This window comes from Nostoc sp. UHCC 0251 (assembly GCF_034932245.1).
Classification (GTDB): Bacteria; Cyanobacteriota; Cyanobacteriia; order Cyanobacteriales; family Nostocaceae; genus Nostoc.
Map to the genome: position 1 here is coordinate 1 of NZ_JAYGHD010000012.1, position 24,626 is coordinate 24,626.

The 24,626-nt window shown below is 41.3% G+C and carries 16 protein-coding genes and 1 pseudogene; 13 read left to right on the forward strand and 4 right to left on the reverse strand.

Going from position 1 to position 24,626, the window contains the following annotated elements:
* The 5 genes and pseudogenes from VB740_RS02895 to VB740_RS02915 form a co-directional block, all read left to right on the forward strand.
* The coding region (locus VB740_RS02895) for a hypothetical protein (protein ID WP_323198579.1) at nt 1-194 on the forward strand (194 nt) is incomplete at its 5' end.
* 63 nt (nt 195-257) lie between these two features.
* Nucleotides 258-875 carry a Uma2 family endonuclease gene (locus VB740_RS02900; protein WP_323198580.1) on the forward strand — a complete coding sequence of 206 codons (618 nt, stop codon included), beginning with the start codon at nt 258-260 and terminating at the stop codon, nt 873-875.
* Nucleotides 876-887: 12 nt separating this feature from the next.
* Nucleotides 888-1,949, forward strand: a complete 1,062-nt coding sequence (tilS, locus tag VB740_RS02905; RefSeq protein ID WP_323198581.1) for a tRNA lysidine(34) synthetase TilS — start codon at nt 888-890, stop codon at nt 1,947-1,949.
* 30 nt (nt 1,950-1,979) lie between these two features.
* Nucleotides 1,980-2,278, forward strand: a pseudogene (locus VB740_RS02910) (type II toxin-antitoxin system HigB family toxin).
* On the forward strand, nt 2,262-2,663 hold the full coding sequence (locus VB740_RS02915) for a hypothetical protein (protein ID WP_323198582.1): 402 nt from the start codon (nt 2,262-2,264) through the stop codon (nt 2,661-2,663). Before VB740_RS02910 ends, VB740_RS02915 begins: the two are co-directional and overlap by 17 nt.
* Nucleotides 2,664-2,719: 56 nt before the next feature.
* Here VB740_RS02915 and hmpF read toward each other — a convergent pair whose 3' ends face one another.
* On the reverse strand, nt 2,720-4,480 hold the full coding sequence (gene hmpF, locus VB740_RS02920) for a pilus motility taxis protein HmpF (protein WP_323198583.1): 1,761 nt from the start codon (nt 4,478-4,480) through the stop codon (nt 2,720-2,722).
* Between the two features lie 392 nt (nt 4,481-4,872).
* On the opposite strand from hmpF, the gene VB740_RS02925 reads away from it, so the two are divergent.
* From VB740_RS02925 to VB740_RS02955, 7 genes are all read left to right on the forward strand, one after another.
* The gene (locus VB740_RS02925; protein ID WP_323198584.1) at nt 4,873-6,051 is read left to right on the forward strand and encodes a response regulator; all 1,179 of its coding nucleotides are present in this window, start codon (nt 4,873-4,875) and stop codon (nt 6,049-6,051) included.
* 250 nt (nt 6,052-6,301) lie between these two features.
* Nucleotides 6,302-6,667 carry a response regulator transcription factor gene (locus VB740_RS02930; protein ID WP_069073698.1) on the forward strand — a complete coding sequence of 122 codons (366 nt, stop codon included), beginning with the start codon at nt 6,302-6,304 and terminating at the stop codon, nt 6,665-6,667.
* 13 nt (nt 6,668-6,680) lie between these two features.
* The gene (locus VB740_RS02935; protein WP_190891733.1) at nt 6,681-7,211 is read left to right on the forward strand and encodes a chemotaxis protein CheW; all 531 of its coding nucleotides are present in this window, start codon (nt 6,681-6,683) and stop codon (nt 7,209-7,211) included.
* Complete coding sequence (locus VB740_RS02940; RefSeq protein ID WP_416289093.1) at nt 7,208-10,156, forward strand: methyl-accepting chemotaxis protein; 2,949 nt, start codon at nt 7,208-7,210, stop codon at nt 10,154-10,156. Before VB740_RS02935 ends, VB740_RS02940 begins: the two co-directional genes overlap by 4 nt.
* Nucleotides 10,157-10,302: 146 nt before the next feature.
* Complete coding sequence (locus tag VB740_RS02945; protein WP_323198585.1) at nt 10,303-16,281, forward strand: response regulator; 5,979 nt, start codon at nt 10,303-10,305, stop codon at nt 16,279-16,281.
* Between the two features lie 719 nt (nt 16,282-17,000).
* Entirely contained in the window at nt 17,001-17,585 is a 585-nt protein-coding gene (locus tag VB740_RS02950) for a hypothetical protein (RefSeq protein WP_323198586.1), read from the forward strand.
* A 1,186-nt stretch (nt 17,586-18,771) separates the two neighbouring features.
* A complete protein-coding gene (locus VB740_RS02955; RefSeq protein ID WP_323198587.1) occupies nt 18,772-19,116 on the forward strand; it encodes a DUF1815 family protein in 345 nt (114 codons plus the stop codon).
* Between the two features lie 434 nt (nt 19,117-19,550).
* On the opposite strand, the gene VB740_RS02960 is transcribed toward VB740_RS02955, so the two are convergent.
* On the reverse strand, nt 19,551-21,620 hold the full coding sequence (locus VB740_RS02960; protein WP_323198588.1) for a CHAT domain-containing protein: 2,070 nt from the start codon (nt 21,618-21,620) through the stop codon (nt 19,551-19,553).
* Between the two features lie 116 nt (nt 21,621-21,736).
* On the opposite strand from VB740_RS02960, the gene VB740_RS02965 reads away from it, so the two are divergent.
* Nucleotides 21,737-22,237: a thioesterase family protein gene (locus VB740_RS02965; protein WP_323198589.1), complete on the forward strand. Its 501-nt coding sequence runs from the start codon at nt 21,737-21,739 to the stop codon at nt 22,235-22,237.
* Nucleotides 22,238-22,333: 96 nt separating this feature from the next.
* Here VB740_RS02965 and VB740_RS02970 read toward each other — a convergent pair whose 3' ends face one another.
* Both VB740_RS02970 and dxr read right to left on the reverse strand, forming a co-directional pair.
* Nucleotides 22,334-22,531: a hypothetical protein gene (locus VB740_RS02970; RefSeq protein ID WP_323198590.1), complete on the reverse strand. Its 198-nt coding sequence runs from the start codon at nt 22,529-22,531 to the stop codon at nt 22,334-22,336.
* A 481-nt stretch (nt 22,532-23,012) separates the two neighbouring features.
* Complete coding sequence (gene dxr / locus VB740_RS02975) at nt 23,013-24,209, reverse strand: 1-deoxy-D-xylulose-5-phosphate reductoisomerase (RefSeq protein WP_323198591.1); 1,197 nt, start codon at nt 24,207-24,209, stop codon at nt 23,013-23,015.
* Nucleotides 24,210-24,626: the final 417 nt, after the last annotated feature.

Sequence of the window (24,626 nt, forward strand, 5' to 3'; positions counted from 1 at the left end):
GGGGAAAATTCAAAGTCTCTCTCCTTTTAGGAGAGAGATTTAGAGAGAGGTTTTCTAGATGCCGTGAAAAGTCAGACGCAGAGAGTATTGCAAAATTATTACTTTGTGTTCAAGAATTGCCTAAAATAAGGCAACAGACACAAACCTGGAAATCCAGATTGAATCTGACTTTCAAAAATTACGAATTACGTTAGCAATTTAGGAGCGTCATTATCAATTACAAATTACTTTAAGTCCTTTTTTAGCAAGTGAACAATATGGTTCAGACTCCAGTTAAAAAACTAACTTTTGAAGAGTTTCTAGAGCAATACCCTGATGGTGGCATTTACGAACTGATCAACGGAGAGATTATACCAGTGGAGCCAACTAGAGCGCATAAGAATGTGGCAAGGTTTTTAATGCTTGGCTTCAATGATGAAATTAGGCGCTTGGGACTAGATTATATTGCTGATAAAGATATCATTGTTAGGACGTTTACTGATACTGGGGAAGAACGAGGTAGAAATCCAGATGTAAGTGTAGTTAATGCATCACAGTGGAATACCAATGTTCTCGCATACGGTGCGCTGATTGAGCCTATCCAACTTGCTGTAGAAGTCACCTCAACAAACTGGGATGATGATTACGTTGACAAGCTAGATGAGTATCAGCGACTCGGTATCTCTGAATATTGGATTGTAGATTATCTAGCGATCGCTTCTCGCGCTTATCTTGGTAATCCGAAACTCCCCACAGTTTTTGTTTACCAATTGGTCGAGGGTCAATACCAAGTCCAAAAGTTTACAGGCAATGACCGTATTATTTCTACTACTTTCCCCGAACTAGCGTTAACTGTTAAACAAGTTGTGGCTGCAAGTCAAATCCAAAAACTATGAGAAGTTCTAAAAATGGCATGGACTCCTCTACACGCAAAAATTCATCGCACAATCCGATCGCGCCACTTATTTGAACGCAACCAGCGTCTATTAGTCGCTGTCTCTGGCGGACAAGATTCTCTGTGTTTAATAAAATTACTTTTAGATTTACAATCCAAATGGGGATGGCATTTAGGTATTGCTCACTGCGATCATCGCTGGCGTTCTGACTCTGAAGTTAATGCTCATCATGTCGAAAACTTAGCTAAAACTTGGGGTACATCCTTTTATTTAGAAACAGCGAACGAACCGATAAATAGTGAAGCTGCTGCACGCGATTGGCGCTATCAAGCTTTAAGTGCGATCGCCAAAGCAAATAATTATCAATATATAGTTACAGGACACACCGCAAGCGATCGCGCCGAAACTCTCCTCTACAATTTAATTCGCGGTACTGGTGCTGATGGCTTACAAGCCCTAACTTGGCAACGCCCCCTAACTACAGGCATTATGCTAGTGCGTCCACTGTTAGAAATTACTCGCTCACAAACAGAGCAATTTTGTCAAGAATTTAAATTGCCAATTTGGGAAGATTCTACCAATCAAGATTTGCAATATGCCCGCAACCGCATTCGCCAAGAGTTAATACCATATTTGCGGGAAAATTTTAATCCTCAAGTAGAATCAGCCTTAGCTCAAACAGCAGAACTTCTCCAAGCAGAAGTAGAATATTTAGAACAAGCTGCCCAGCAGTTACGGAATGGGGCATTGGGCATGGGTGAGAATGAAAAATTACCTCTTTCTCCTCTGCTCCCTGCTAAGAGTTCGCCTGCTTTTTCCTCATCTCCCCTACTCCCCACTCCCTACTCCCCACTCCCCTTACGCTTAAATCGTCGGGTATTGCAGAAAGCACCATTGGCACTGCAACGTCGGGTGATGCGTCAGGTGTTGCAGCAAATACTTACTGATGCGCCCAGTTTTGAACACATCGAGAAATTAACGGCTTTAATTATAGCGCCAAACCGATCGCAAACTGATCCATTTCCTGGTGGTGCGATCGCTCAAGTAGAAGGTGACTGGATCTGTTTTAAATAGTTATTTAAAGTCTTTTTGTTATCAGGGACGATGCACATTATTAGTTTCAGAATCTTAAGAGAATATGCAGAAAATCATTCATATTGTCAGGAAGCATTAAGCAATTGGTATAAGGTTGCTACCAAAGCGAAATGGCAAAATTTAGTTGAAGTACAGCAGGTTTTTTGAAAGCTGAAGCTGTTGGTAATTTTACAGTTTTCAATATTAAAGGAAATAAATATCGCTTGATTGTTAGTATAGATTATCAAGGACAGTTAATTTATATTAAATATATCCTCACCCATGCGGAATATGATAAGGATAACTGGAAAGATGACCCTTACTTTTAATCCAGATAAATACAAGGAATTATTAACAGCTTATCTTCCCAAACTGATAAAAAGTGAGCTTGAAAATGAGCAAGCTTTAAAGATAGTGGAAGATTTAATGCACCGGGAACGTACCCCAGAAGAAGACGAACTTTATCAGTTATTAATTACTTTAATTGAGAAGTTTGAACAAGAATATTATCGGCCAATTCAACAGAATAATCCTGTATCTATGTTGTTATTTATTTTAAATGAATCTGAAAGAAGTAGAGATGATTTAGTAGCGGTTTTAGGGACAGAAGATTTGCTTAATAATATTTTAAATGGACAAGAGAAGATAAATACAGAACAAGCGCGTAAGCTGGGAGAGTTTTTTCATATAGAATCTAGCTTATTTATGGAATAATAACTCAGCTTATAGTTCGTACTGGGGCTTTAGCTTGGCTAAAGCCCCAGTACTTGTTAAGACGCTAGTAATTCTGGCTGAGGCATTAAACTCTGGAGAGTATGACGCATCTGAGCGATCGCTTGGACTTGAGAATCACCAGTTTCCTGGAATTGATCCAAAGATTCTGCAATTCCTTGCAGCTTTTGCCGTAATCCATCTAGAGAATCCTGAATCGGTTGTAGTGCTTCTTGATAGAGATTCACTCGACCACAGCATTCAGCAGTTGTTCTTCTTAGAGATAGCAAGTTTTCCTCAATTGCTTTCAGTTCTTGGCGCTTTTCATCCAAATCGTGGGTTTGATTGTCAATCATTCCCTGATTTAGTTCAACACCAGAACGAATCTGCTCAATCTCACGTTCCAGCTTTTGGATTTCTTGTGAATATTGTTGTCGCTGGGTTTCAATCTGTAACAGAATCGGTTCTAAATTAACTTTATTACCTTCTTCTTCATCAACAACAGTATGCCCTTGTCGCCGTAGCAATACAGCTTGGTGTTGCTTAAGAAACTTCTGATGCTGTAGCATATTGCGGCGTTGTCCCACCAAACTGGAGTTTAGCATCTGATAAAGGTCTTTTTCATCATTTAGTTCCAGTTCCAAATTCATGTGGTCATGGTCAGATGCATTATTTATTTTAGTTTGTAGCTCTTCTATAGCTTCTTGTTTATATTTCAGTTCTTGTTCTTGATCGTGAACAAAGCTAGCGTCTATTTCTAACTTATATTGCAAATCTTGCACTATCTTTTGTAATTCTTCTAAAGACATTTTATTCAAAGCTTCCACATCAGCTTGCTGTCCGAGAACTACATCACCAGATGTCGCAGCTAAAGAGTGAATTTGTTGATATAACTCTTCGGCGTTTCGTAACTGCTCTTTGATTAACCGAGCATACTCTTGCTTACTAGTGAGGTCTGCTGTATTTATCTGCAATTGGGCTGTTTGCTGAACTAGAGAATTTTGTGCTTCTTGCAATGCATTTTGGCGATCGCTAAATGTTTGTGACAAACGCTCAACTTCTTCTTGTTGTTGTGCGATCGTAGTTTTTTGCTCCTCCAGTTTTTGCCAGTGTGGAGCAAGAGTAACTTGCTGCTTTTCGACCAATTCAAAGGCCAGATGCAACTGTTCTCTGACAGTCTCCGTGGGAGCAACACGGCTAGATAAGCGATCGAGTAACTCACTCATTACCCGACTTTGCTCCTCATCTAAAACCGTCCCCTGTTGAAAATCCGCTTGACGTTCCTCCAGGCGACGCTGCTCACCCCGCAAATGCTCCCAAGCGCCTTCCAATTCTAGGCGGTTGCGTTCAACTTCTGTTTGTAACCGTTCAATTTCCTGGCGGGATGTGTCAACTTCCTGTTTTTGCTCCTCTAGTTGTTGCAACTCATCCTCTAATTGTTGCAACTGTTCTGAGCGTACTTCCATGTCCATTTCACGGCGATTCAACTCTTGCGCCTGAAACGTCAGCGATTGCTTCCACTGATCAATCTCATCTTCCTTGAGCTTAAATTTCTCCAATTGGCGGGAAAAATTCTGCAAAATGTTGACTAGTGGCCGTCCTGCTTCTTGAATCCGCTGCACTTGACGATTCGGATTCAGTTCAACCAGTACCAAAGCACCATCATTTAATTTGCTTGCGTCCTCAGCGGCAATCACTTCTTCCGACACAGTACTCCAATTCTGGTCAGTTCGCTGACAAGCTAGCAGTTTCAGTTCAGTTTTGGCACCGCCACTGAGTAAACCACCTTTCTGTTTTTGTACTTCTGCTAAATACAGCACACCGTTAGTCCTTTATTGATGCACTTAAAGTTCGTGTTTTGGGATATACCTTAAATAATTCTGTTAACTTGTCTCACCGAACCGAAGTTTAGGAGAACAAGACAGACAAAACTATAGACGCGAGATATTACGTCTTGATACTTATAAAAGCGAGTTAGTCGCGCCTTTATATTTTGTACTGATGACAGTGATGATGACTTCCGTGTTAACACTAGCTTTGTCGAAGTGTATTACGAAAAATTAAGGTTTATAACTGAATCTATTACTTAATGACAACAAGGAACAGGGTAAAAATCTTGGCAATACTCCATAATCAATACTTAAAGAAGAAGTCAGAATTCAGAATTCACAATTCAGAATTCAGCAATACCGAAGGAGCACTTTTTAGATAAATGCAGGGAAATCTAAATGAAATTGATATTTGCAGTATCCTGCAATTGATCGAGTTGGGACAACGAACTGGGCAACTATGGGTGAGAGCTACTAGCTCTCACCATAACAACAAACTGGGTGGAGACGGAGCAAGCATTTATCGCCCCAAACAACAGTCTTGGTTCGTCTTTTTCCTTAATGGTCAAATTATCTATTGTCAAGAAGGCGAGAGTAGTTTATCTAGAATAAACGATTATTTACGTCATTACCGAGTTGAGATGCGACTCACCGACAAACAAATTGCCTCCTTACCATCAACCGACGCGCCAGAGTATGCCTATCTTTGGGCACTTTTGGAGCGGAATATTATCAACCCCAAGATCGCTGGTAGTATCATTCACAGCTTGGTGTATGAAACCCTCTTTGATCTGCTGAGTTTACACCAAGGTAACTTCATTTTCCATCAGGGTGCGGCACTTGCCCCACAATTAAACACTTTCGAGATTGCTCCCTTTGTTACAAAAATTACGAAGCAGGTGCAAGAGTGGAAGCAGCTATATCCACATATTCAGTCTCCAGAACAATTGCCAGTGCTCTCTGACAAAGTTCAGCTACAATCATCGCTACCAGAAGCAACCGTAAGTAAGCTACAACAGTGGGCTGATGGTAAAACATCCTTGCGTCAACTGGCTCGCTATCTTAACCGAGACATTTTAACAGTCGCTAAGGCAATATATCCATATGTGCAGCAGAGTTGGTTACAACTAGTATATTCAACCACAGTTAAATCAGATACCCATACTGATAGCTGGGAATTGCAAGGAAAATCCAAGGGGCGGGTAGTATGTATTGACGATGCGATCGCCATCGGTGAGACTATAAATTCGATCTTACAACCACAAGGTTATGAAGCGATCGCTCTCACCAATCCTTTAGAGGCACTGAGTCTGGTTTTTCAACTCAAACCGGATTTAATTTTATGCGACATTGCCATGTCGCAATTGGAAGGATACGAGGTTTGCGCCATGCTGCGACATTCAACAGCATTTCGGCTCATACCGATTATTATGCTCACTGGTAAAGATGGATTTATTGATCGAGTCAAAGCTAGTATGGTCGGGGCAACAGATTATTTAACAAAACCATTTACAGACACTGAGTTACTTATGCTTGTGGAGAAATATATCAACAACCAATGAAAATAGGGCATTGGGCATGGGGCATTGATCATTTCTCCCTCATCTATGGAGCATATAAAGAGATCGAAGATTTGTTGATCTACTAAAAGATCAGGTAAAAGATGTTATCACAGAGTCAGCCATCTCAGTAAAACGTCAATATCCAGGAAAATAGTGAAACTCTAGAATTAATTTATACAGTTAATATTTGCGGAGGAATCAGGGAATGTTCCAAATAGGAACGTTTACATCAGGAGGTAAATAGACATTTATGAGTACAGTTCTGATTGTGGAAGACAGTATCGCGCAAAGGGAGATGATTACAGACCTCCTGAAAGCAACTGGCCTAACAGTAACCCATGCCAGCGACGGATTAGAAGCATTGGAGGCAATTCAAATAGCACCTCCCGATTTAGTGGTATTAGATATTGTCATGCCCCGGATGAATGGCTACGAAGTTTGTCGGCGGTTAAAATCCGATCCAAAAACCCAAAATGTCCCTGTGGTTATGTGTTCTTCCAAAGGCGAAGAATTTGATCGTTATTGGGGCATGAAGCAAGGTGCAGACGCCTACATAGCCAAACCATTCCAACCAACCGAGTTGGTGGGAACAGTCAAACAACTGCTGCGAGGATAAGGATAAAAGCAATATGGTCAGCAAACCGGACTTTTTAAGTGGCAGTGGTCAAGACCATTTCCGACCAGAATTACAAGTAGAAAGTCCTGAAGGTGAGTTACATTTGAGGTTTTACATTCCCTCGCATCAGGAGTTTGCACTACAAGCAACTGGCATCCGGGAGGTAATTGAACTAAGTCCTGATAGAATCACCCCGATTCCTAATGCTTCTCCTTTACTTTTGGGTACTCTAAATTTACGAGGTCGAGTTATTTGGGTAGCTGATTTGGGTCAATTTCTTGGGGAAGCAAGTGCATTAAACACAGATAGAGCTGAAATTCCGGTGATTGCTATTGAAGAGCAAGACACAATAGTAGGTTTAGCAGTAGAGGAAATCGGTGGTATGCATTGGTTGGATGTCCAGAATCTCATGCCACCAACTAGTGTTCCAGATACTATGGCTCCTTTTTTACGTGGAGAGTGGTTATTAGGTGCTAAAAACAATCAGTGTCTACGGCTGCTCGATCAAATGGCAATTTTACGGAGTGCTAGGTGGGCAGGATGAAATTGGAGGAGGAAATGGCAGCAAGTATTGATAATTACGAGCCAACATATCAACAGGCGATGACCGCCTATGTTCAAAGGAATTATGAGGTTGCCGCCACTTTAGTTGACCAAGTGGTGCAAAATTTACCAAATGACCCCAACTCCCATTTGTTACGGGGTCACATCTACTATGTTTTGCAGCAGTACGATGTAGCAAAAGAAGAATATCAACAGGTATTAAGCTTGACTGACGATCAAGAAATTATTGGTTTTGCCAATAATGGAATTGAGAATATCAATCAATATTTAGAATCATTCAGTGGGCAGATTGATACATCAGAAAGCCAAGAGCAAAATTCCTCAGAGATGTCTGATGCACTAGCATATAGTGAACAAGAATTAGAAAATTTAGGCGCTAGTCAGGAGTTTGACAGCAAAAATCTTGATTTGAGCTTTTTTGTAGAGCAAGAGCATCAAGAAACTGTAAATGGCATTGAAGAAATATCTTCAAAAAGCCCATTTGACATACCCACAGAAGATAGTATTGGAACGAGAAAAATATCAGATTCTTCTATAACTTTTGGTGACGATCCTTTTGCCTTCAATGAAGAACTACAGGAACAAGAGTCTAATAGCAGCAGTTGGGAAGCGAAAACAGAATTAGAGTTGCCCGCTTTCTGGCAGGAAGATGGATCAGAAGATAGCCATGAAGAATCATTAGGAAATAGTCATTTTTCAGATAATGGGATAAATTCTGAGCACGGTAATTTAGCTATTGACAATCATAACTCTTCATCTAATGCACAAATTAGGAATGACGAGAATAATTTTTCTGATTTTTTGAGTGAGCCAAAGTCTCCAGAACTTAGCCTTGAAAAGTTAGAATATACAAAATCTAATTTGGGAGACGAAACTTTACTGATTGTTGAAAAAGAACTTAATGATAGTTATTCAACAAATAATAACAGTCAATATGATTTACCTGAAACCGAAGAAAATGATTGGTTAAAGGCAAAAAAAATTGGAGAAGAAGAAGCTTTTGTGCCGGAGTTATATGATGATGCTTCACATTTTAGCAGCAATCTCCCTCTGAAAGAAAAGCAGTTTAAATCAGGTGAAGTCATCGGTAAAAATAGCTTTGATGACGATGATAATTTTGATATGGAAGCATTTGAGTCTGCCTTTGGCTCAGAGGGGATAAGTCCTTATGAAGACTCAAACAATATACTGAATGGAGAAAATTCTAAGAGCAATATAGAATTTTTAGATGACTTTGAGGAATTTGATGACTTAGGCAGCATTCCAGGGTTTGACCTGATCGAAGGAGATTCTAACTTCGGTGATCTAGCAATGCATTCTGCTCCGCTAGAAACTAGTGGCAGTGGACGCTCTCAAGTCGTGGAGGCTTCTGCAAGTAATGCAGCTGATCGCGATGAGGAACTATTCTCGATGACTGGTTCCCATGAAGCAGTTCCAGTCTTTAGCCAGACAGATGTCTCGAAACTAGAACCCAACGTCAGCATTGAGCAAGGATGGTTAGCACCATTAGAGAATGCCTCCATCGAAAGGAAACAATGGTTAATTGCAGGAAGTGTGGGCATTGTCTCGGCGCTCGTTGTAGCCACTGTTAGCTTTGTCGCCACCACATTTTCGCCACCCCAACAACGAGAATCAGTACGAAACACAGGTTGGGCAATGTCACTCGCGGCTGGGATTGCAGGTTTTGCTACCGCAGGCTTTATGGGGAATCTTGCCCTTAAACAAATTCGGCGCACAACTAATGATCTGCAAGCTCAGTTTGAGGCTGTACGTCAAGGAAACTTGAATGCTCAAGCTACAGTGTATTCTGAAGATGAATTGGGGCATTTATCCACTGGCTTTAATGAAATGGCGCGGGTAATTTTCACAACCACAAGTGAAGCCCAACGGAAAGCCGATGAACAAGAGGAAGCCAAAGAAAACCTACAACGCCAGGTGATTCGCCTCTTGGATGATGTGGAAGGAGCTGCCAGAGGCGATTTAACAGTCCAAGCTGAAGTGACAGCTGACGTACTAGGAGCGGTAGCTGACGCCTTTAACCTGACAATTCAAAACCTGCGGGATATTGTGCAACAGGTAAAAGTGGCAGCGAAGGATGTAACAAAAGGTGCAACCAACTCCGAAACCTTTGCGAGAGCTTTATCTAGTGATGCTTTGCGCCAAGCCGAAGAGTTGGCAGTGACGCTGAATTCTGTACAGGTAATGACCGACTCGATTCAGCGGGTAGCAGAGGCGGCACGGGAAGCTGAAACCGTTGCCCGTGATGCTAGTACGATCGCTCTCCAAGGTGGCGAAGCAGTAGAAAATACTGTGGCGGGGATTTTGGAAATTCGAGAAACCGTTGCCGAAACCACTCGCAAAGTGAAGCGGCTGGCGGAATCTTCCCAAGAGATTTCTAAAATTGTGGCGTTGATTTCTCAAATTGCTTCCAGAACAAACTTACTGGCACTCAATGCTAGTATTGAGGCGGCAAGGGCGGGAGAAGCTGGACGCGGGTTTGCGATCGTTGCAGACGAAGTGCGCCAGTTAGCAGACAAATCTGCTAAATCCCTCAAGGAAATTGAACAGATTGTGATGCAAATCCAAAGCGAAACAGGCTCTGTAATGACCGCGATGGAAGAAGGCACACAACAAGTGATTAAAGGTACAAAATTGGCAGAAGAAGCCAAGCGATCGCTTGAAAACATTATTCAAGTAGCGAATCGCATCGATATTCTTGTGCGCTCAATTACCAGCGACACTGTGGAACAAACTGAAACCTCCCGCGCTGTCGCTCACGTAATGCAATCAGTAGAACTCACCGCCCAAGAAACTTCCCAGGAAGCACAGCGAGTTTCAGGTGCCCTACAACACTTAGTAGGTGTATCCCGTGACTTGATCGCTTCCGTTGAACGTTTCCGAGTCGAAACTATGGAAACCAGGTAAATTGTCATTTGTCCTTTGTCCTTTGTTATTTGCTAATGACCAATACTTCTCTACGAGAGGCTGCGCTCAGTATCAAGTAACCAATGACTAATGACTAATGACTCATAACTAATGACTAATGACTAATGACTCTTGACTAAAAAACTATGCTGCCGGAACAACAACAGCGGATTTTGGGTTACTTTATCGAAGAAGCCAGGGATCACCTGAATACCATTGAACAGGGGTTGCTGAATCTAGAAGGTACCCTGAACGACCCGGAAATGATCAGTGAAGTCTTCCGGGCGGCTCACTCCATCAAAGGAGGAGCGGCGATGCTTGGATTGACTAGCATCCAGCATACCTCCCACCGTCTGGAAGATTGCTTCAAAGTTCTCAAAGAGCATCCGGTTCAGGTTGACCAAAAGTTAGAGTCTTTATTTCTTGGTGTATCTGATACCCTTAAAGCGCTGTTAGAGCATTTAAGCGGGCCATTTGGCCTTTCTGAAGATGCAGCTAATACTTTGATGTCAGAAACTGAACCAGTCTTTCAATGGCTAAATCAGCATTTGGAACTACTTGTAGAACAAGGAAACAATGCAGTAGCCAGCGCAACAGAAGTACACACAACCTCTGTAGAAAATGTCTCCACACTTACAGAACTTTTTCTGCGGCGAGATATTCCCGGTTTGCCAGAAGACACCCATCAGGAATCTCCAGAAATATCCTTCTCAGTAGCACCCCAACAGGTACGAGACGCTAGTAGGCTTGCTAAAGCTGCGCTATCGCCAACCACCGCCAAAGAAAATAATAATTGGGGCGAGTTCCAAGCCCCAGTGCTGCAACGACTACGGGAAATGTTGCAACTGTTTAAGCAAACCACAACACCCTCAACTCGACAAAACCTTCAGCAATGCTGTTACCAGTTAGTCAAACTTGGTGAGACTTGGAATTTGCCCAAGTGGTGTGGTTTGTGTCAAGCAGCAGCCAGTGCGATCGGCAATCCTGAAAATACCTATCTCACGTTAGCTAAAATTGTTATTACCGAAATCAAGCAAGCTCAAGAATTAGTCCTGCAAGGTAGGGAAGCCGAAATTGCAATTAGTCAGCAACTAGAAGCACTTTTGAGCTTTGCAGAAATTGAGTTATTAGAAGTTCCCCCTGATTTGTTTGACGAACAGTCTGCGGCTTTGGCAAAATCATCCATTGTGTCAGAGCCAATTCTATTTGGTAATACCGAGTCGTTAGTCATAACTAACCTAGCCCAGACAACTGAAGAACTGAATCTAGACGAGGATACTAGCGTTCGCCCCTATCTTCAACAAGGGACACCACTAAACGCTGCAACTCACACTAGTCTTACTTTCACCACACATGACGAAGCACATCCAATCAGTAGCAATCTTGACCCCAATGGGCCAGAAGTAGGAATAGCTGAGTTAAATACGCTTGCCGATTTATTTGAAGGTGATACTCCCGAACTAGATGAAAGCTGGCATCAAGAAGAAACCTTAGATATTGCTGCCACTGATGATTTTGGGATTGATTTCAGCAGCACTGATGCTGAGGATGCTAATAGCGATTTATCCGATTTCCTCTCCTTTGATGAAGACACAAGCAACGAGCAGCATCTAACAAACATAGCCAAGACAGAAGATTTCTCCCTGTTATTTGGCGACAATTTCCTAGAAAAAGAGAATTCAGAACTACAAAATCAACAAACGTCACCTACAACTTTAGAGTTGAGCGATGTTAACGTACTTGATATAAATTTAGACTCTTCTTCTGCCGAAAATTTACCAGAATTTATTGATATTCCTAGTGATATAAACCAGCCTCCTGAGGAGATTGTCCAAAATAGTGTTAACAAAAACGATGTAGCTGAAGATTTATTGACACTGGCACTAGATGATAGTGAATTATTAACTACAGGCGAAGTAACTCAACCAGAAACTGAGACGTTCGCCAGCGTGGAACTATCTACTAATCAGCAAAACAGTTTTGATAACTTATTCTTAGAAGCTAGAAATGCAAATTGGGTAGAAGAAATTACCCCTAGTGACTACATAGAATTACCCCAGCAAACAAGCTTATCTTTAGATAGCCTATTTGCTGAAATGGAAGAACAGACACTACTGCCTACAAGTGAACCAGAACTTGGTGATTTGTTTGATACATCTCCAGCAACAGCACCTGAGTTTTCTCAATCAGAAAATGATCTGAGCAACTTCTGGAACCAGGAAACCACAGAGGAACAGGACGAATTCGATTCCTTAATTGAGCAAAATGTGGAAAGGGCATTAGAGGAGAGTTTATTTGCTGCGGCTGATGACATTTTTGCCGAGAGTCAGCAGGTAATGCCTTCTCCTATAGCCAGTTTTGACATAGAGGAAGATTTTGATATCAATTTCCAGCAACAAGAACAGCTAGATTTGATATTATCAGATTCTGGAGATGATTTATTTGATGAGTTAGCATTGAGTAACTCAACTATTTCCCTTGCAATCAACGATAGCATACAGTCCTCCACGCCTGAAACGCCTTTGTTCGCGCAACATGTAGGGGAAGAAATTATTAAGCGATCGCAACAACCAGAAGCTTTAGATTTTGTTCCAGAATTTACTAATCAGCCCCCAGACATATCTACTGTTGCTCTGGAAGTTGATTCGTTCGGCTCTTTCGATGAAACTCCACAACTACTGTTTGAAGATGTAGCTACATCCACCTATATTCAGATGGAAACCACAGATAATTCTGTGGATGAACTATCGGCTACAGAAACTTCTTTAGATATTAGTTCTGGGGAAACTTTAGATTCAGCATCATCTCAAGCACAGCCAGAGGATTTGTTCGGCTCATTCGATGAAAATCCACAACTGCTATTTCAAGATGTAGCTACATCTACCTATATTCAGATGGAAACCACAGATAATACTGTGGATGAATTATCAACTACAGAAACTTCTTTAGATATTAGTTCTGGGGAAACTTCAGATTCAGCATCATCTCAAGCACAGCCAGAGGATTTGTTCGGCTCATTCGATGAAAATCCACAACTGCTATTTCAAGATGTAGCTACATCTACCTATATTCAGATGGAAACCACAGATAATACTGTGGATGAATTATCAACTACAGAAACTTCTTTAGATATTAGTTCTGGGGAAACTTCAGATTCAGCATCATCTCAAGCACAGCCAGAGGATTTGTTCGGCTCATTCGATGAAACTCCACAACTGCTGTTTGAAGATGTAGCTACATCTACCTATATTCAGATGGAAACCACAGATAATTCTGTGGATGAACTATCAGCTATAGAAACTCCTTTAGATAGTAGTTCTGAGGAAACTTCAGATTTAGTATCATCTCAAGCACAGCCAGATGATTTGTTCGGCTCATTCGATGAAAATCCGCAACTGCTATTTGAAGATGTAGCGACATCTACTTATATTCAGCTGGAAACCACAGATAATGCTGTGGATGAACTATCGGCTATAGAAACTCCTTTAGATATTATTTCTGGGGAAACTTCAGCATTCCTCCAGATAAGCCCAGAAGTTGTAGGTACTGAGCAGAACAATAACTTAGAAATTGGCATCGAGTTACCAGAAAACACAGCTTTTGAAAGTACAGACCTGAGTTCGGTAAATGATTTATTGTTTACAGAAACTGCTCTATTAGAAGCAGAAAACCAGGAAGAATTAGGAGAAAGTGCGACAGATGTCAATGACTTGACACAAACGGTTATTCAGGAAAGTGTAGAAACCGATTTGTGGAATCTAGCAGAGACATCTGAATCTGTACCAGTGTCAGAGGGCGAAAACGCTATTGTTACCTCAACTGAAGAATTGGTAACAACAGAAAACGTTGAAATAGTTGCTCCAGAAGATGACTTTTCAGACTTGGAAGCATTACTAGGAGAGGAAGTAGCACTTAGCCCCAAAGCTAAGGAGATACCAGAAGTAGATTTTGCAGCTCTAGAAGAATTGCTAGCTACAGATAACGCCAGCGATGTCTACGATGGGCTACGCCAACACCAGCCCTTCAACACTCAACCAGTTTTGGCGAAAAATGCCATTCCATCACCAGCTATAGATGAATTTGGTGACTTAGAGAAGTTGCTGGCAGAAGCGGATCAAACAATATCCCATTCACCATCAGTAAAATCTAACACCAACAAAACTGCCCGTCCCTCTACTCGTAGGGCTGCGAGATTTGAAGAAACCATGAAGGTTCCAGTTAAGCAACTGGATGATATGAGTAATTTAGTTGGGGAGTTGGTAGTAAATCGCAATACCTTAGAGCAGGATCACGAACGGCTGCGGCAGTCATTAGATAACTTGCTGATTCAGGTACAACAACTTTCGGATGTGGGCGCAAGAATGCAAGAGTTGTACGAGCGATCGCTACTAGAAGCTTCTCTGTTAGCTGGACGCAAAAACAAAGACTCCGGCTTACAAGCGCCTGATTCCAATGCCGATAGGGGTTTTAGTGAGTTAGAAATGGATCGTTTTACTCCCTTCCATACCCTGTCCCAGCAGATGATTGAACGCATTGTGCGAGTGCGTGAGTCGGCAAGTGACATTGATTTCGTTACCGAAGAAACCGAGCGCGTAGCAAGGCAATTCCGCCAAGTAACCACCCAGCTACAAGAGGGATTAACAAGAGCGCGAATGGTGCCTTTTGCCCAAACTATCGATCGCTGGCGGCGAGGAGTGCGCGACAATGCCATTAAGTGTGGCAAACAAGTAGAGTTGGTGATCGAAGGTGGTGATACCCTAATTGACAAGATGATTTTGGATCATCTGACCGATCCGTTAACTCACATGCTGAATAATGCGATCGCTCACGGTATTGAAACGCCAGAAGAAAGGCAAGCTGCTGGAAAACCACCCGTAGGAATCATTACTATCCGTGCTTTTCACCAAGGCAACCAAACGATCATTTCTGTAGGCGATGATGGTGCAGGTATTGACTCAGCAAAGGTTAAGGCTAAGGCGGTGAAGATTGGCATGATTACAGAAGCGCAAGCAAAAGCCATGTCTCGCCTGGAAGTCTACGATCTGCTGTTCCAGTCTGGTTTTACAATCAAAGACCAAGCAGATGAAATTTCCGGTCGTGGTGTGGGTATGGACGTAGTGCGCTCCGAGATTAGCGAAATTCGGGGGACAGTGAACACCGATTCTGCGATCGGTAAGGGAACCACTTTCACCATCCGTCTGCCACTGACTCTGAGTATTTGTAAAGCTCTCTGCTGCGTCTCCGATCGAGCCAGAATTGCTTTCCCGATGGACGGTGTAGAAGATACGCTGGATATACCAGTCAAAAATATTCAGCACGATGCCAATGGAGAATCATTTATTTCCTGGCGCGATACGGTGCTGCCATTCCGTCCCCTGAAGGAACTTTTAACCTTCAATCGCCAAATCAGTCGCGGCAATGTCTATGGCGGCACTAGAGATGATGATATGGTTTCTGTGGTCGTGGTGCGATCGGCAAATACCTTGATTGCTCTACAAATTGACCTAGTGTTGAGCGAACAAGAAATTGTAATTAAGCAATTTGAAGGGCCAGCGCCTAAACCCATTGGTGTAGCCGGTGCCACAGTCCTGGGTGATGGTCGGATTATGCCCATTGCTGACGTACTAGAAATAATTGACATCTTCCAAGGACGAATTTCTACGCAAATTGGTGGCAATTCTTGGCAACAGAAAGGGATTCCTGTAGACACTTCTCCTGCGAAGATTGACCCGACAGTGCTAATCGTCGATGACTCGATTACAGTCCGAGAGTTGCTCTCCCTAACGTTTAATAAGGCAGGTTATCGCGTAGAACAGGCGCGTGACGGACAGGAAGCTTGGGATAAACTCCGCTCTGGTCTGCCTTGCGATATTGTATTTTGCGACATCGAAATGCCCCGTTGCGATGGTCTGGAGTTACTCTCTCGCATTCAGAAAGACTCTAACCTCAACCACTTACCGATCGCAATGCTCACCTCACGAGGTGCAGACAAGCACAGACAAATTGCAGCTCAACTCGGCGCTAGTGGCTACTTTACCAAGCCTTATCTCGAAGAAGCTCTACTTGAAGCTGCGGCGCGGATGTTGAAAGGGGAAAAACTTGTTAGCAGTACGAGTAATGTTTAAGAGGGCTATATAAATAAAGTGCAAAACTGGTGACAAGGCATAGTAGATTGAATTCGTGAGTTTGGTGGGTGCGGAATGTGGGTTCCAAACCTAGTTCAATTCCTTCTAACAATCTCTGACGGATACCAAATCGCTCAACAGAAGACATAATGTTTCTCTTGGGCAATTGTGCTCTTTTTACAGAACCAAAAGTCAACTAAAGTTTATACCTCGGGAAAATTGTGTTTTCCACCCCGTTTTTGGCAATATTTTAAGCAGTATTATTCATTGATAAATTATTGATGACCGTTGACGGTTAACAGTCAACGTGAAATCCCATCCCATAAAAGGTGATGCGATCAGCTGAAATCAAAGTAATCTCCCTAAAGGAAGAATTCATTTCAGATTTCATAGTACTTAAGAAAGAAGTATTGTTAAGCGAATAACTTTATCTTTAATATAGGGACAAGTAAAAGACCTCTTCAAACAGATCATCTAATGTCCTGTCTACACTTAGGCACAAGGTAAGAAGAAAGATACTAAAGTACTATCTAGATCTACATAATATAACGAGCAATTAAAAACACAGATATTTACTTTATTTGCAGTCTCCCTCCACCTGAACTTGAGTGTTGTCTGGATTTCAAGTAGAACTACTGGACTTTAGTTCCAAATAGATACTAACTGTACTCCTTGATTGCACTCAATAGTCAACCAATATAGTACAAAGGAGCAACGATATGGATTTGCTGATCAGCAGTCTGAGCAACAACATGCTTAGTACTCCACTGGTAAGTTTAACTTCTACCACATTTGATATCCTGACGGGTACTTCGATAAATTCTCAAGTTGTAGGCACAGATGGTTTAACTTCGATAAATTCTCAAGTTGTAGGCACAGATGGTTTAACTTCTACCACACTTGATATCCTGACGGGTACTTTGATAAATTCTCAAGTTGTAGGCACAAATGAAAGCTTAATCAACATCAATAGTAACGGTAGCTATAACAAGACAATCATCACTGGTGACGGCAACGATTACATTAATGCCGGAATGGGGAATGACACGATTACTAGCGGTGCAGGATCTGATATTTTCGCCTTTGGTTCACCATTAGAGGGAGTCGATACGATCACAGATTTCTCAAGTGAACAGGGAGACAAGATACAAATCTCTGCGGCTGGATTTGGGATTGGCGCAAATGATTTTGGTCGCTTTGCCTATGACGCAGCAACGGGTGGACTCTATTTTGACAACACTCAACTTGCCACCTTGCCCCTAAATTTGCCATTTGATAGTACTACAAATATCACGATTGTCTAACCTCATCCCTTATTAGGAGTAGTCTTGGGGATTTACCCTATAAGCGACTGCTGTTAGCATTAGCGTTAACGTACCCTTACGGGGAAGCAAGCTACGCCCAGCATCTCTTAGAAAAGAACGAGCGTCACCCCGAAGGCTTGCCGCAGGTGATTAATAAAAAATAATTACTCAGTTTGAATAAATAATCGAAATATACTATACATACATTTTTTTTGGCAAAACCAAACTAACGGTAAGGGGCTTTGCAAATTTCTGTGCTTTGGTTAGTACAACTTTTTGTCGTTAATCCCAAAATAGTTGAAGATATTGCCTAAATGGCAACATTGCTCTGCCGAGTTTAGGTATTGTCAGTGTTGAGTTTATCCATTGTGGATTCTACACTCAAACTTTTCTATTAATTACGTAAAGTTTGTATAAAGGACTAGAACTAACCTGCTTTTAGTACTATTCATCGAATTTACATTGTCATCTGCCCAACTTTATATATACCTACAGTGTACACACAAGCCCTAAAATCCTTGCCTGATTAAGATACAAGTCTTAGTAGGGAAAGTTTTGAGTTGATGAAGCTAATTATCAATAGTGTGAGCTTATTGATATAGCCGTAACGGAAAATCAAGGATTTTAAAAATAATTTCCCGTTCTTTTCCGTCTATTTGATTCCCAACTCAACTTGTGTGTACACCGTAGCTTTATATATACAGAATGGGCAAATTTGGTATAATTAATTTTTTGTATATACCAAAATCTACGTTAAAAAGAGAACAAAGCAAACATCTAAGCAAAATAGACTATAACGATGCAAAACTACGTTATAGTCTCTAAGAATAATCATTTGGGCTGCATGTCGCTAATAAAAGCGAAATATGTAGCTTTTCTGTAGTTGACTAGTGCTGGATTTAAGTTAGTCTTAAAGCGGATCCCTTCTTGCAAGAATCTACCCTGACAGAAGTGTATAAAGATATAGTTAAATTTAACAATTCTGTCCGAGATTTTTCATTTGCAAACTGAATAGTTTGATACGGCGCTCAAAATCCTGATCCACTACCCTAAACAAGGTAGTCAATTAACGACTCAATATCATCTGTCTGGTAATTGTAGTGAATAGTTTACAATACCAATGGGTGAGAAAATCTAAAGAAAATATAAAAGAAACTCAAATGACTGTGGTGTCTGGAGGACAAAAGTGTTTCTGAGACTAGCACATCAACATCGACAATTCGTCCAAGACTTGGTAATGAACCTGCAAGCCTTGGCGGTTGTATTAGAGCGGCGCGGCTATCCTGCGTCTTGTTACACCTGTGGCGACCAAATGAACAGTGCATCGTTTATGGTTAGCTTGGGTGATAACCACCTGATTCGGTTTTTGGTGTCCGATTACGGGATTACTTGGACGGAAATGCGGGATGACCGCGAATTAATGAAGCTAGAGGGTGCAGAGGCAATTAGCCAATTAGACGAACTGGCCGATCTTATCAAGCAATCTATGCAAACTGATACAGGCTCTAAAACTCTTGCTAAGAAGTATTAAGGTTCTAAAGGTCGATCGCAAATTAGAAATTGATTATTGGTAACTGGTAATTGGTAATAGTGGCTTAATTAGCGATCGCTCTTACCTATTCTCCATTACCATTACGTGATTGCTTCATAGTTAAGCTGATCGCACATTTTTTCATCTGTCAAAACCTTACGAGCCGGATTTTTAGCCTTTAACTGGAAGGTTGATAACAGGCAATGGTAATCACAATCAAGATAATTAGTAATTACTAATTCATAATTCATAATTAAAAAATTCTGCAACTATCAAGCAAATAACCCAGTTTCGCTTGGGTCTAAGTCTGATTACATAATGCAATTATGAATTATCAATTATGAATTATGAATTTTTAATGAATTTTCTAGTTGACACATCAGCCAGAAGCTTGACAAAGGCATCCTTTGACAAAGGTGGGGAAAGGTCAACACCTAAAGTCCATTGCCAATCAAAATAAAGGATGCCCAGTAGTACGGGTGACTAAAATCACTAACTGCTGCCACGGGTACATTGTGACTTCTTACCTTCCAGTCCCCAGTAATTAATGAAACTTGAGCTTGTTGTAAAGCTTCAGTTTTAGTCAACTTATCAGTCAAAAGGATACCATAAAAAGCACTCATGAGTGCTTGTGTACCGCCATCATCCACAGACCACAAAGAGGCGATCGCAGCTCTTGCGCCTGTTTGTTGCATCTGATATCCAAAGCCCAAAATCTCCTCACCGTTACCTAGCTTACCTCCCAAGCCGGTTTCGCAGGCGCTCAACACTACCAAATCCACATTGGGAAGTGACCAAGTGGCAACATTTCTAAAATTAACGCGATCGCCATTCCCAAATAAAATAAAGGAATCTTCTGGTTTACCTACGACAAAGGCTGCATGAGTGGCTAAATGGACAATTGTATAATCATCCATTTGGGGTACAGTGGCTCTGGGGTTAAAGGCATCGTTTAAAAGCTTCGTAGTTTCAGGAACCGTAGCTGCTAAACTTTCCACTTCCCGTGTTGCAAAGGGTAAGCCAGCAAAAGCAACCTGTCGATTCCCAACTTTGATTTGGTAATTACCTTTAGTAAAAGCACCTGCTAAAACCCGCAAGGTAGATTGTTGTGGGGTATTTAAATTAGTCAGGCTGGCAGATGTAATGTGATTGACAGCCAAGCGCTGCACTAGCCATTGTTTGCCATCATATAAAGCAGTTAAAGGAATGTAGCGTAACTGGTCATCTGGAGCGTAAATCAGAGTTTGTGTACCTGATAGCTTCAAGTCTTTTTCTATCGGTTTAATTAACCAGTCATGCAATTGGCGTGCAGGTGCTTTGATATTTCGACTGGGATTGATTAAAGCTTGGCGGAAAGCAGCAATTGTTTGATAAAGGTCTTCACGTTTTACGGCAACGGTGCGATGAATTGGTGGAGATTCAGGAGTTACCAGTACTAATTCCAAGCTATCTTTTAAAATCAGTGGGTAGAGCAGTGCCGATTTTTGAGGTAATCGCGCTAAATTATCCCGAAGTTCGTTGAGACTCTCCAAATCCAAATTTTGCCGCCTAGCTGTACGGCTAATTTGCTCTATCTGCGCTTTCACTAAAGGACTATTGATAAATTCGTTAAATTTATCCAGGAGTTGCTGTTGATTTAAGACTAATTGCTCTATGCGTTGTTTTTGTTGGAGCGATCGCTCTTTGGGGGAAATTTTCCGTAGTGTTGTCAGTTCTTTACCCAGCACAACAGCATTATCCACGGTTTGATCCAACTTTTGTTTAATTGGTTTTTCTGTTGTCGCTATATTAATACCTTTAACAGTACGTTGATTACCTGGCACAGCCTGGAGATATTCTTCTAGTTCTTCAACTTTGAGTAAATCCATTGTCCTTTGTGCTTCAGCAACACGTTCCTGTTTGAGCAATCGTTCACCCAAAATGCGATATGTCTGGCTAACAGTTATGCTGTAAGCATTTGGTTGTGGCGCATTAAGCGCTGATGGTTTCAAGCGAGCTTTCTCACGATTAATCAAGCAATGCTTGTAGAAAAAAATTGCTAGCTCTGGTTGATTTTGGATATCGAATAAGTAACCTATGTTACTGTAGGTTTTGCCAAGTTTAACGAGATCCCCAAGTTCTTTGTTAATTAATAGGGCTTGCTGATAAGATTGAAGTGCTTCAATATACTTACTTTGACTTTGGTAAATTCTGCCAATGTTGTTGAACGTTACCGCTTCCCAAGAGCGCTCTCCAAGTTCTCTGCTGATGGCTAATGCTTTTTGTAGTCTCTGCAACGCTTCTTTTGATTGACCTTGGCGAGATTCTTTGATAGCTTCTTCATTGAGCTTTGCAATTTCTGAGAGCTGATTATTCTTGGGTAAAGCTTGAGCTTTTTCTCCAGAGTCGTACCTCAACTTTGCATTTGTCCTTACCTGTTTATTGTCTGGGTATGCCATCCCAAAACCTAGTAAACTAAGTAAAGTCAAAGTTATAAAACTAACATACCGGAGATTAGGCTGCATGACAAAACACTCCCTATACTCGGAAGGTAAATATTAAATCAATAAGTCCGGCAACGCAATTAATTTTTATGCTATTCAATAATTTGGAAAATTTATAGGTACTGAGAAATTTGAAGATGTCACAAGAAAAACCCAGCCAACCAAAATTACCACCAACCAGCGCCCTTGACAATCCATCAACTGATGAATTTGGGAGTTGGTTTGAATATCCTATTAGAGTACAACCCCACCAAACGGATTATGCAGGTGTTGTTTGGCACGGTTCTTATCTAGCTTGGATGGAAGAAGCGCGGATTGAATGCTTGCGATCTATAGGGATTGAATTTGCTGATTTAGTCGCTATAGGTTGCGATTTACCAGTTGTAGAACTCTCGGTGCGCTATCACCGTTCAATTCAATTGGGAATGGCAGCTGTGGTAAAAACGCGCATGGCTGAGGTGACTGGTGTCCGAATCAATTGGGATTATGCCATTGTCTCAACTGATGGACAACAATTGTACGTCACGGCCAAGGTAACTTTAGTGGCTTTAGATCGCGAAAGAGGCAAGATTATGCGTCAGTTGCCGCCGAGTTTTAAGGATGCCTTAGCCAAGATTTCAGCATTAAATAATGTTTGACCAAAAAAGGTTTTAAAAAACACAGAAACTGTTACACGACTAGCGTCAAATATTTTATACTTCACCTTGTTATTCGCAAAAGTGAAGTATAGATTTTCATTTGCCAGTTTGGATCTGCGATAGGTTTTGAGCAAACTGGATTACATAATGCCAAATATCTTTTGGAGTAATGCCAAAACCAATATTTAATAAAACAAGGATTGCCGCAATAGTCAATGCATTGCTCACAGTTGTTTTCAACAACTTCCACAATATTATAAAGACCATCCAAGCTACAATCAGCATAGCAATCATATATATTAATTCCTTAAGAATTGTCCTTGTCTGAGAGTGAGTTTATTCAGAAAAGGTAAGTTTTGGTTTTGGTAACAATCACTGGTATAAAAGATGCCCGACTTAATTTATAATATTCTGTATAATGGAGTTTTTTGTGATAGTTAGCCTGGGGACATTTTACCTAAAAATAAGATAATTATTTCTGTTAGATGGCGTTTTTTTTGCAAAGTTTTTGTAAAGATTTTTGCTTTTTATTGATGGATAAATTATAGATATACAGAAAAATGATAGCTGCTCCGGAAGCCAACGACTATCTTCAAGAGAGTTTAATTTCTTAGTTTTTTGTAGTTCGGCTAGTACCGCAAGGCGGAAGTTAAAAGTCAAAAGTCAAAAGAATTTTATTCTAAGCTTTTGCGCCATTTGAAATGGTATGTTTATTTCCGCCGTGTTGTACTAGGGATAAATTTTTAATCACCAGTCCAATCTGAACTGAAGGTTTTTATCGCACAGAGATTATCCGCGAGTGAGTTTCTAAGTTTTCAGTCGCTGTTAAAACTTCTTGCCTTGCCCATTTATCTGCTGCCAAAATGTCATCTAAAGAGGGATTAGCACGGTTATCATTTTGATGGCGATCGCACACCGATTCGATACATCGGGGAATATCTAAAAACCGAATTTTTTCTGATAAAAATAAAGCCACAGCTTGCTCATTTGCGGCATTCAACACAGCTGGCATCGAACCGCCTGCTTTACCCACAGCATAAGCTAACTGCATACAAGGATACTTCTGGTGATCTGGTTCACGGAAGGTTAAATTTCCAGCTTTGACTAAATCTAGCCGTTCCCAATCGGTGTAGATGCGCTCCGGCCAAGATAGAGCATACAGTAACGGTAAGCGCATATCCGGCCAACCGAGTTGGGCTAAAACTGAAGTATCTTGCAGTTCAATTAGCGAGTGAATAATGCTCTGGGGATGAATGACAATTTCGATATTGTCATAATCCAACCCAAACAGAAAGTGAGCCTCTATTACTTCTAGTCCTTTATTCATCAAAGTAGCAGAGTCTACTGTGATTTTCCGCCCCATCGACCAATTAGGATGCTTGAGAGCATCAGCAACAGTTACATCTGCTAACTTCTCTACATCCCAATCTCGGAAAGCCCCACCAGATGCAGTGAGTAAAATTTTCCGCAAACCTCCCTTTGGTACACCTTGGAGACATTGAAATATTGCGGAATGTTCGGAATCGGCTGGGAGTAATTTTACACCGTGTTTTTCAACTAGGGGTAGAACCACAGGGGCCCCAGCAATCAGGGTTTCTTTGTTCGCTAAGGCAATATCTTTACCAGCTTCAATAGCTGCGATGGTAGGTAGCAAACCAGCACAACCAACGATACCAGTTACAACCGTTTGAGCATCGCCGTAGCGAGCGACTTCTATCACTCCGGCCTCACCCGCCAGTAAAATCGGTTGGGGATCGAGGTCAATGAGTGCTTCTTTGAGCGCTGGTAATTTATCTTCTGAGCAAATGGCTGCTATTTCCGGTCGAAACTGCCGAATTTGAGCAGCCAACATCTCTACATTGTTCCCAGCTGCCAATCCCACAATCCGAAACTGATCTGGGTACTGAGTGACAATATCTAAAGTCTGAGTACCAATAGAACCCGTGGAACCAACAAGAGTAATCGCTTTCACAATTGCTTAAGGATTTACAGACAACTCCCACTATAAATTGCTGAGGACTCTTTAATAACAGCAATCACTATAATCGATACACTGGCGACGGCGAGTAGAGACGCAAAGAAGGGAAATTTACCTCTGTCCTCGCTGCTACGCCCTAATCCGTTAATTTCAACTCAATAGACTGCTAGCCATACAGTACTAAAGTTGCTCAATTTACATATAGCTAGACAAGGTTTGTATTTATAAATACTATGTTTTTAAAGATAAATTCCGATAAAATTGCCAAAAGTAACCAAATAAGAAATAATTTCAATTAATTGCTAATTTGTCCAGTTTGCTAATTATGTTGGTGGAGGATTTAATATGCAGAATATTACTTATAAACTGCTGTGTTGCAGCTATAGGTAGAAGGATGCATATAGGAGTTTT

Excerpts from the sequence above, each read along its gene's own strand:
- VB740_RS02935 (WP_190891733.1), top strand. The coding sequence starts at position 6,681 with ATGGTCAGCAAACCGGACTTTTTAAGTGGCAGTGGTCAAGACCATTTC.
- tilS (WP_323198581.1), top strand. The coding sequence starts at position 888 with ATGGCATGGACTCCTCTACACGCAAAAATTCATCGCACAATCCGATCG.
- VB740_RS02965 (WP_323198589.1), top strand. The coding sequence starts at position 21,737 with ATGTCACAAGAAAAACCCAGCCAACCAAAATTACCACCAACCAGCGCC.
- VB740_RS02950 (WP_323198586.1), top strand. The coding sequence starts at position 17,001 with ATGGATTTGCTGATCAGCAGTCTGAGCAACAACATGCTTAGTACTCCA.
- VB740_RS02945 (WP_323198585.1), top strand. The coding sequence starts at position 10,303 with ATGCTGCCGGAACAACAACAGCGGATTTTGGGTTACTTTATCGAAGAA.
- VB740_RS02970 (WP_323198590.1), bottom strand. The coding sequence starts at position 22,531 with ATGATTGCTATGCTGATTGTAGCTTGGATGGTCTTTATAATATTGTGG.
- VB740_RS02925 (WP_323198584.1), top strand. The coding sequence starts at position 4,873 with ATGCAGGGAAATCTAAATGAAATTGATATTTGCAGTATCCTGCAATTG.
- VB740_RS02915 (WP_323198582.1), top strand. The coding sequence starts at position 2,262 with ATGACCCTTACTTTTAATCCAGATAAATACAAGGAATTATTAACAGCT.
- VB740_RS02960 (WP_323198588.1), bottom strand. The coding sequence starts at position 21,620 with ATGCAGCCTAATCTCCGGTATGTTAGTTTTATAACTTTGACTTTACTT.
- VB740_RS02930 (WP_069073698.1), top strand. The coding sequence starts at position 6,302 with ATGAGTACAGTTCTGATTGTGGAAGACAGTATCGCGCAAAGGGAGATG.
- VB740_RS02900 (WP_323198580.1), top strand. The coding sequence starts at position 258 with ATGGTTCAGACTCCAGTTAAAAAACTAACTTTTGAAGAGTTTCTAGAG.
- VB740_RS02940 (WP_416289093.1), top strand. The coding sequence starts at position 7,208 with ATGAAATTGGAGGAGGAAATGGCAGCAAGTATTGATAATTACGAGCCA.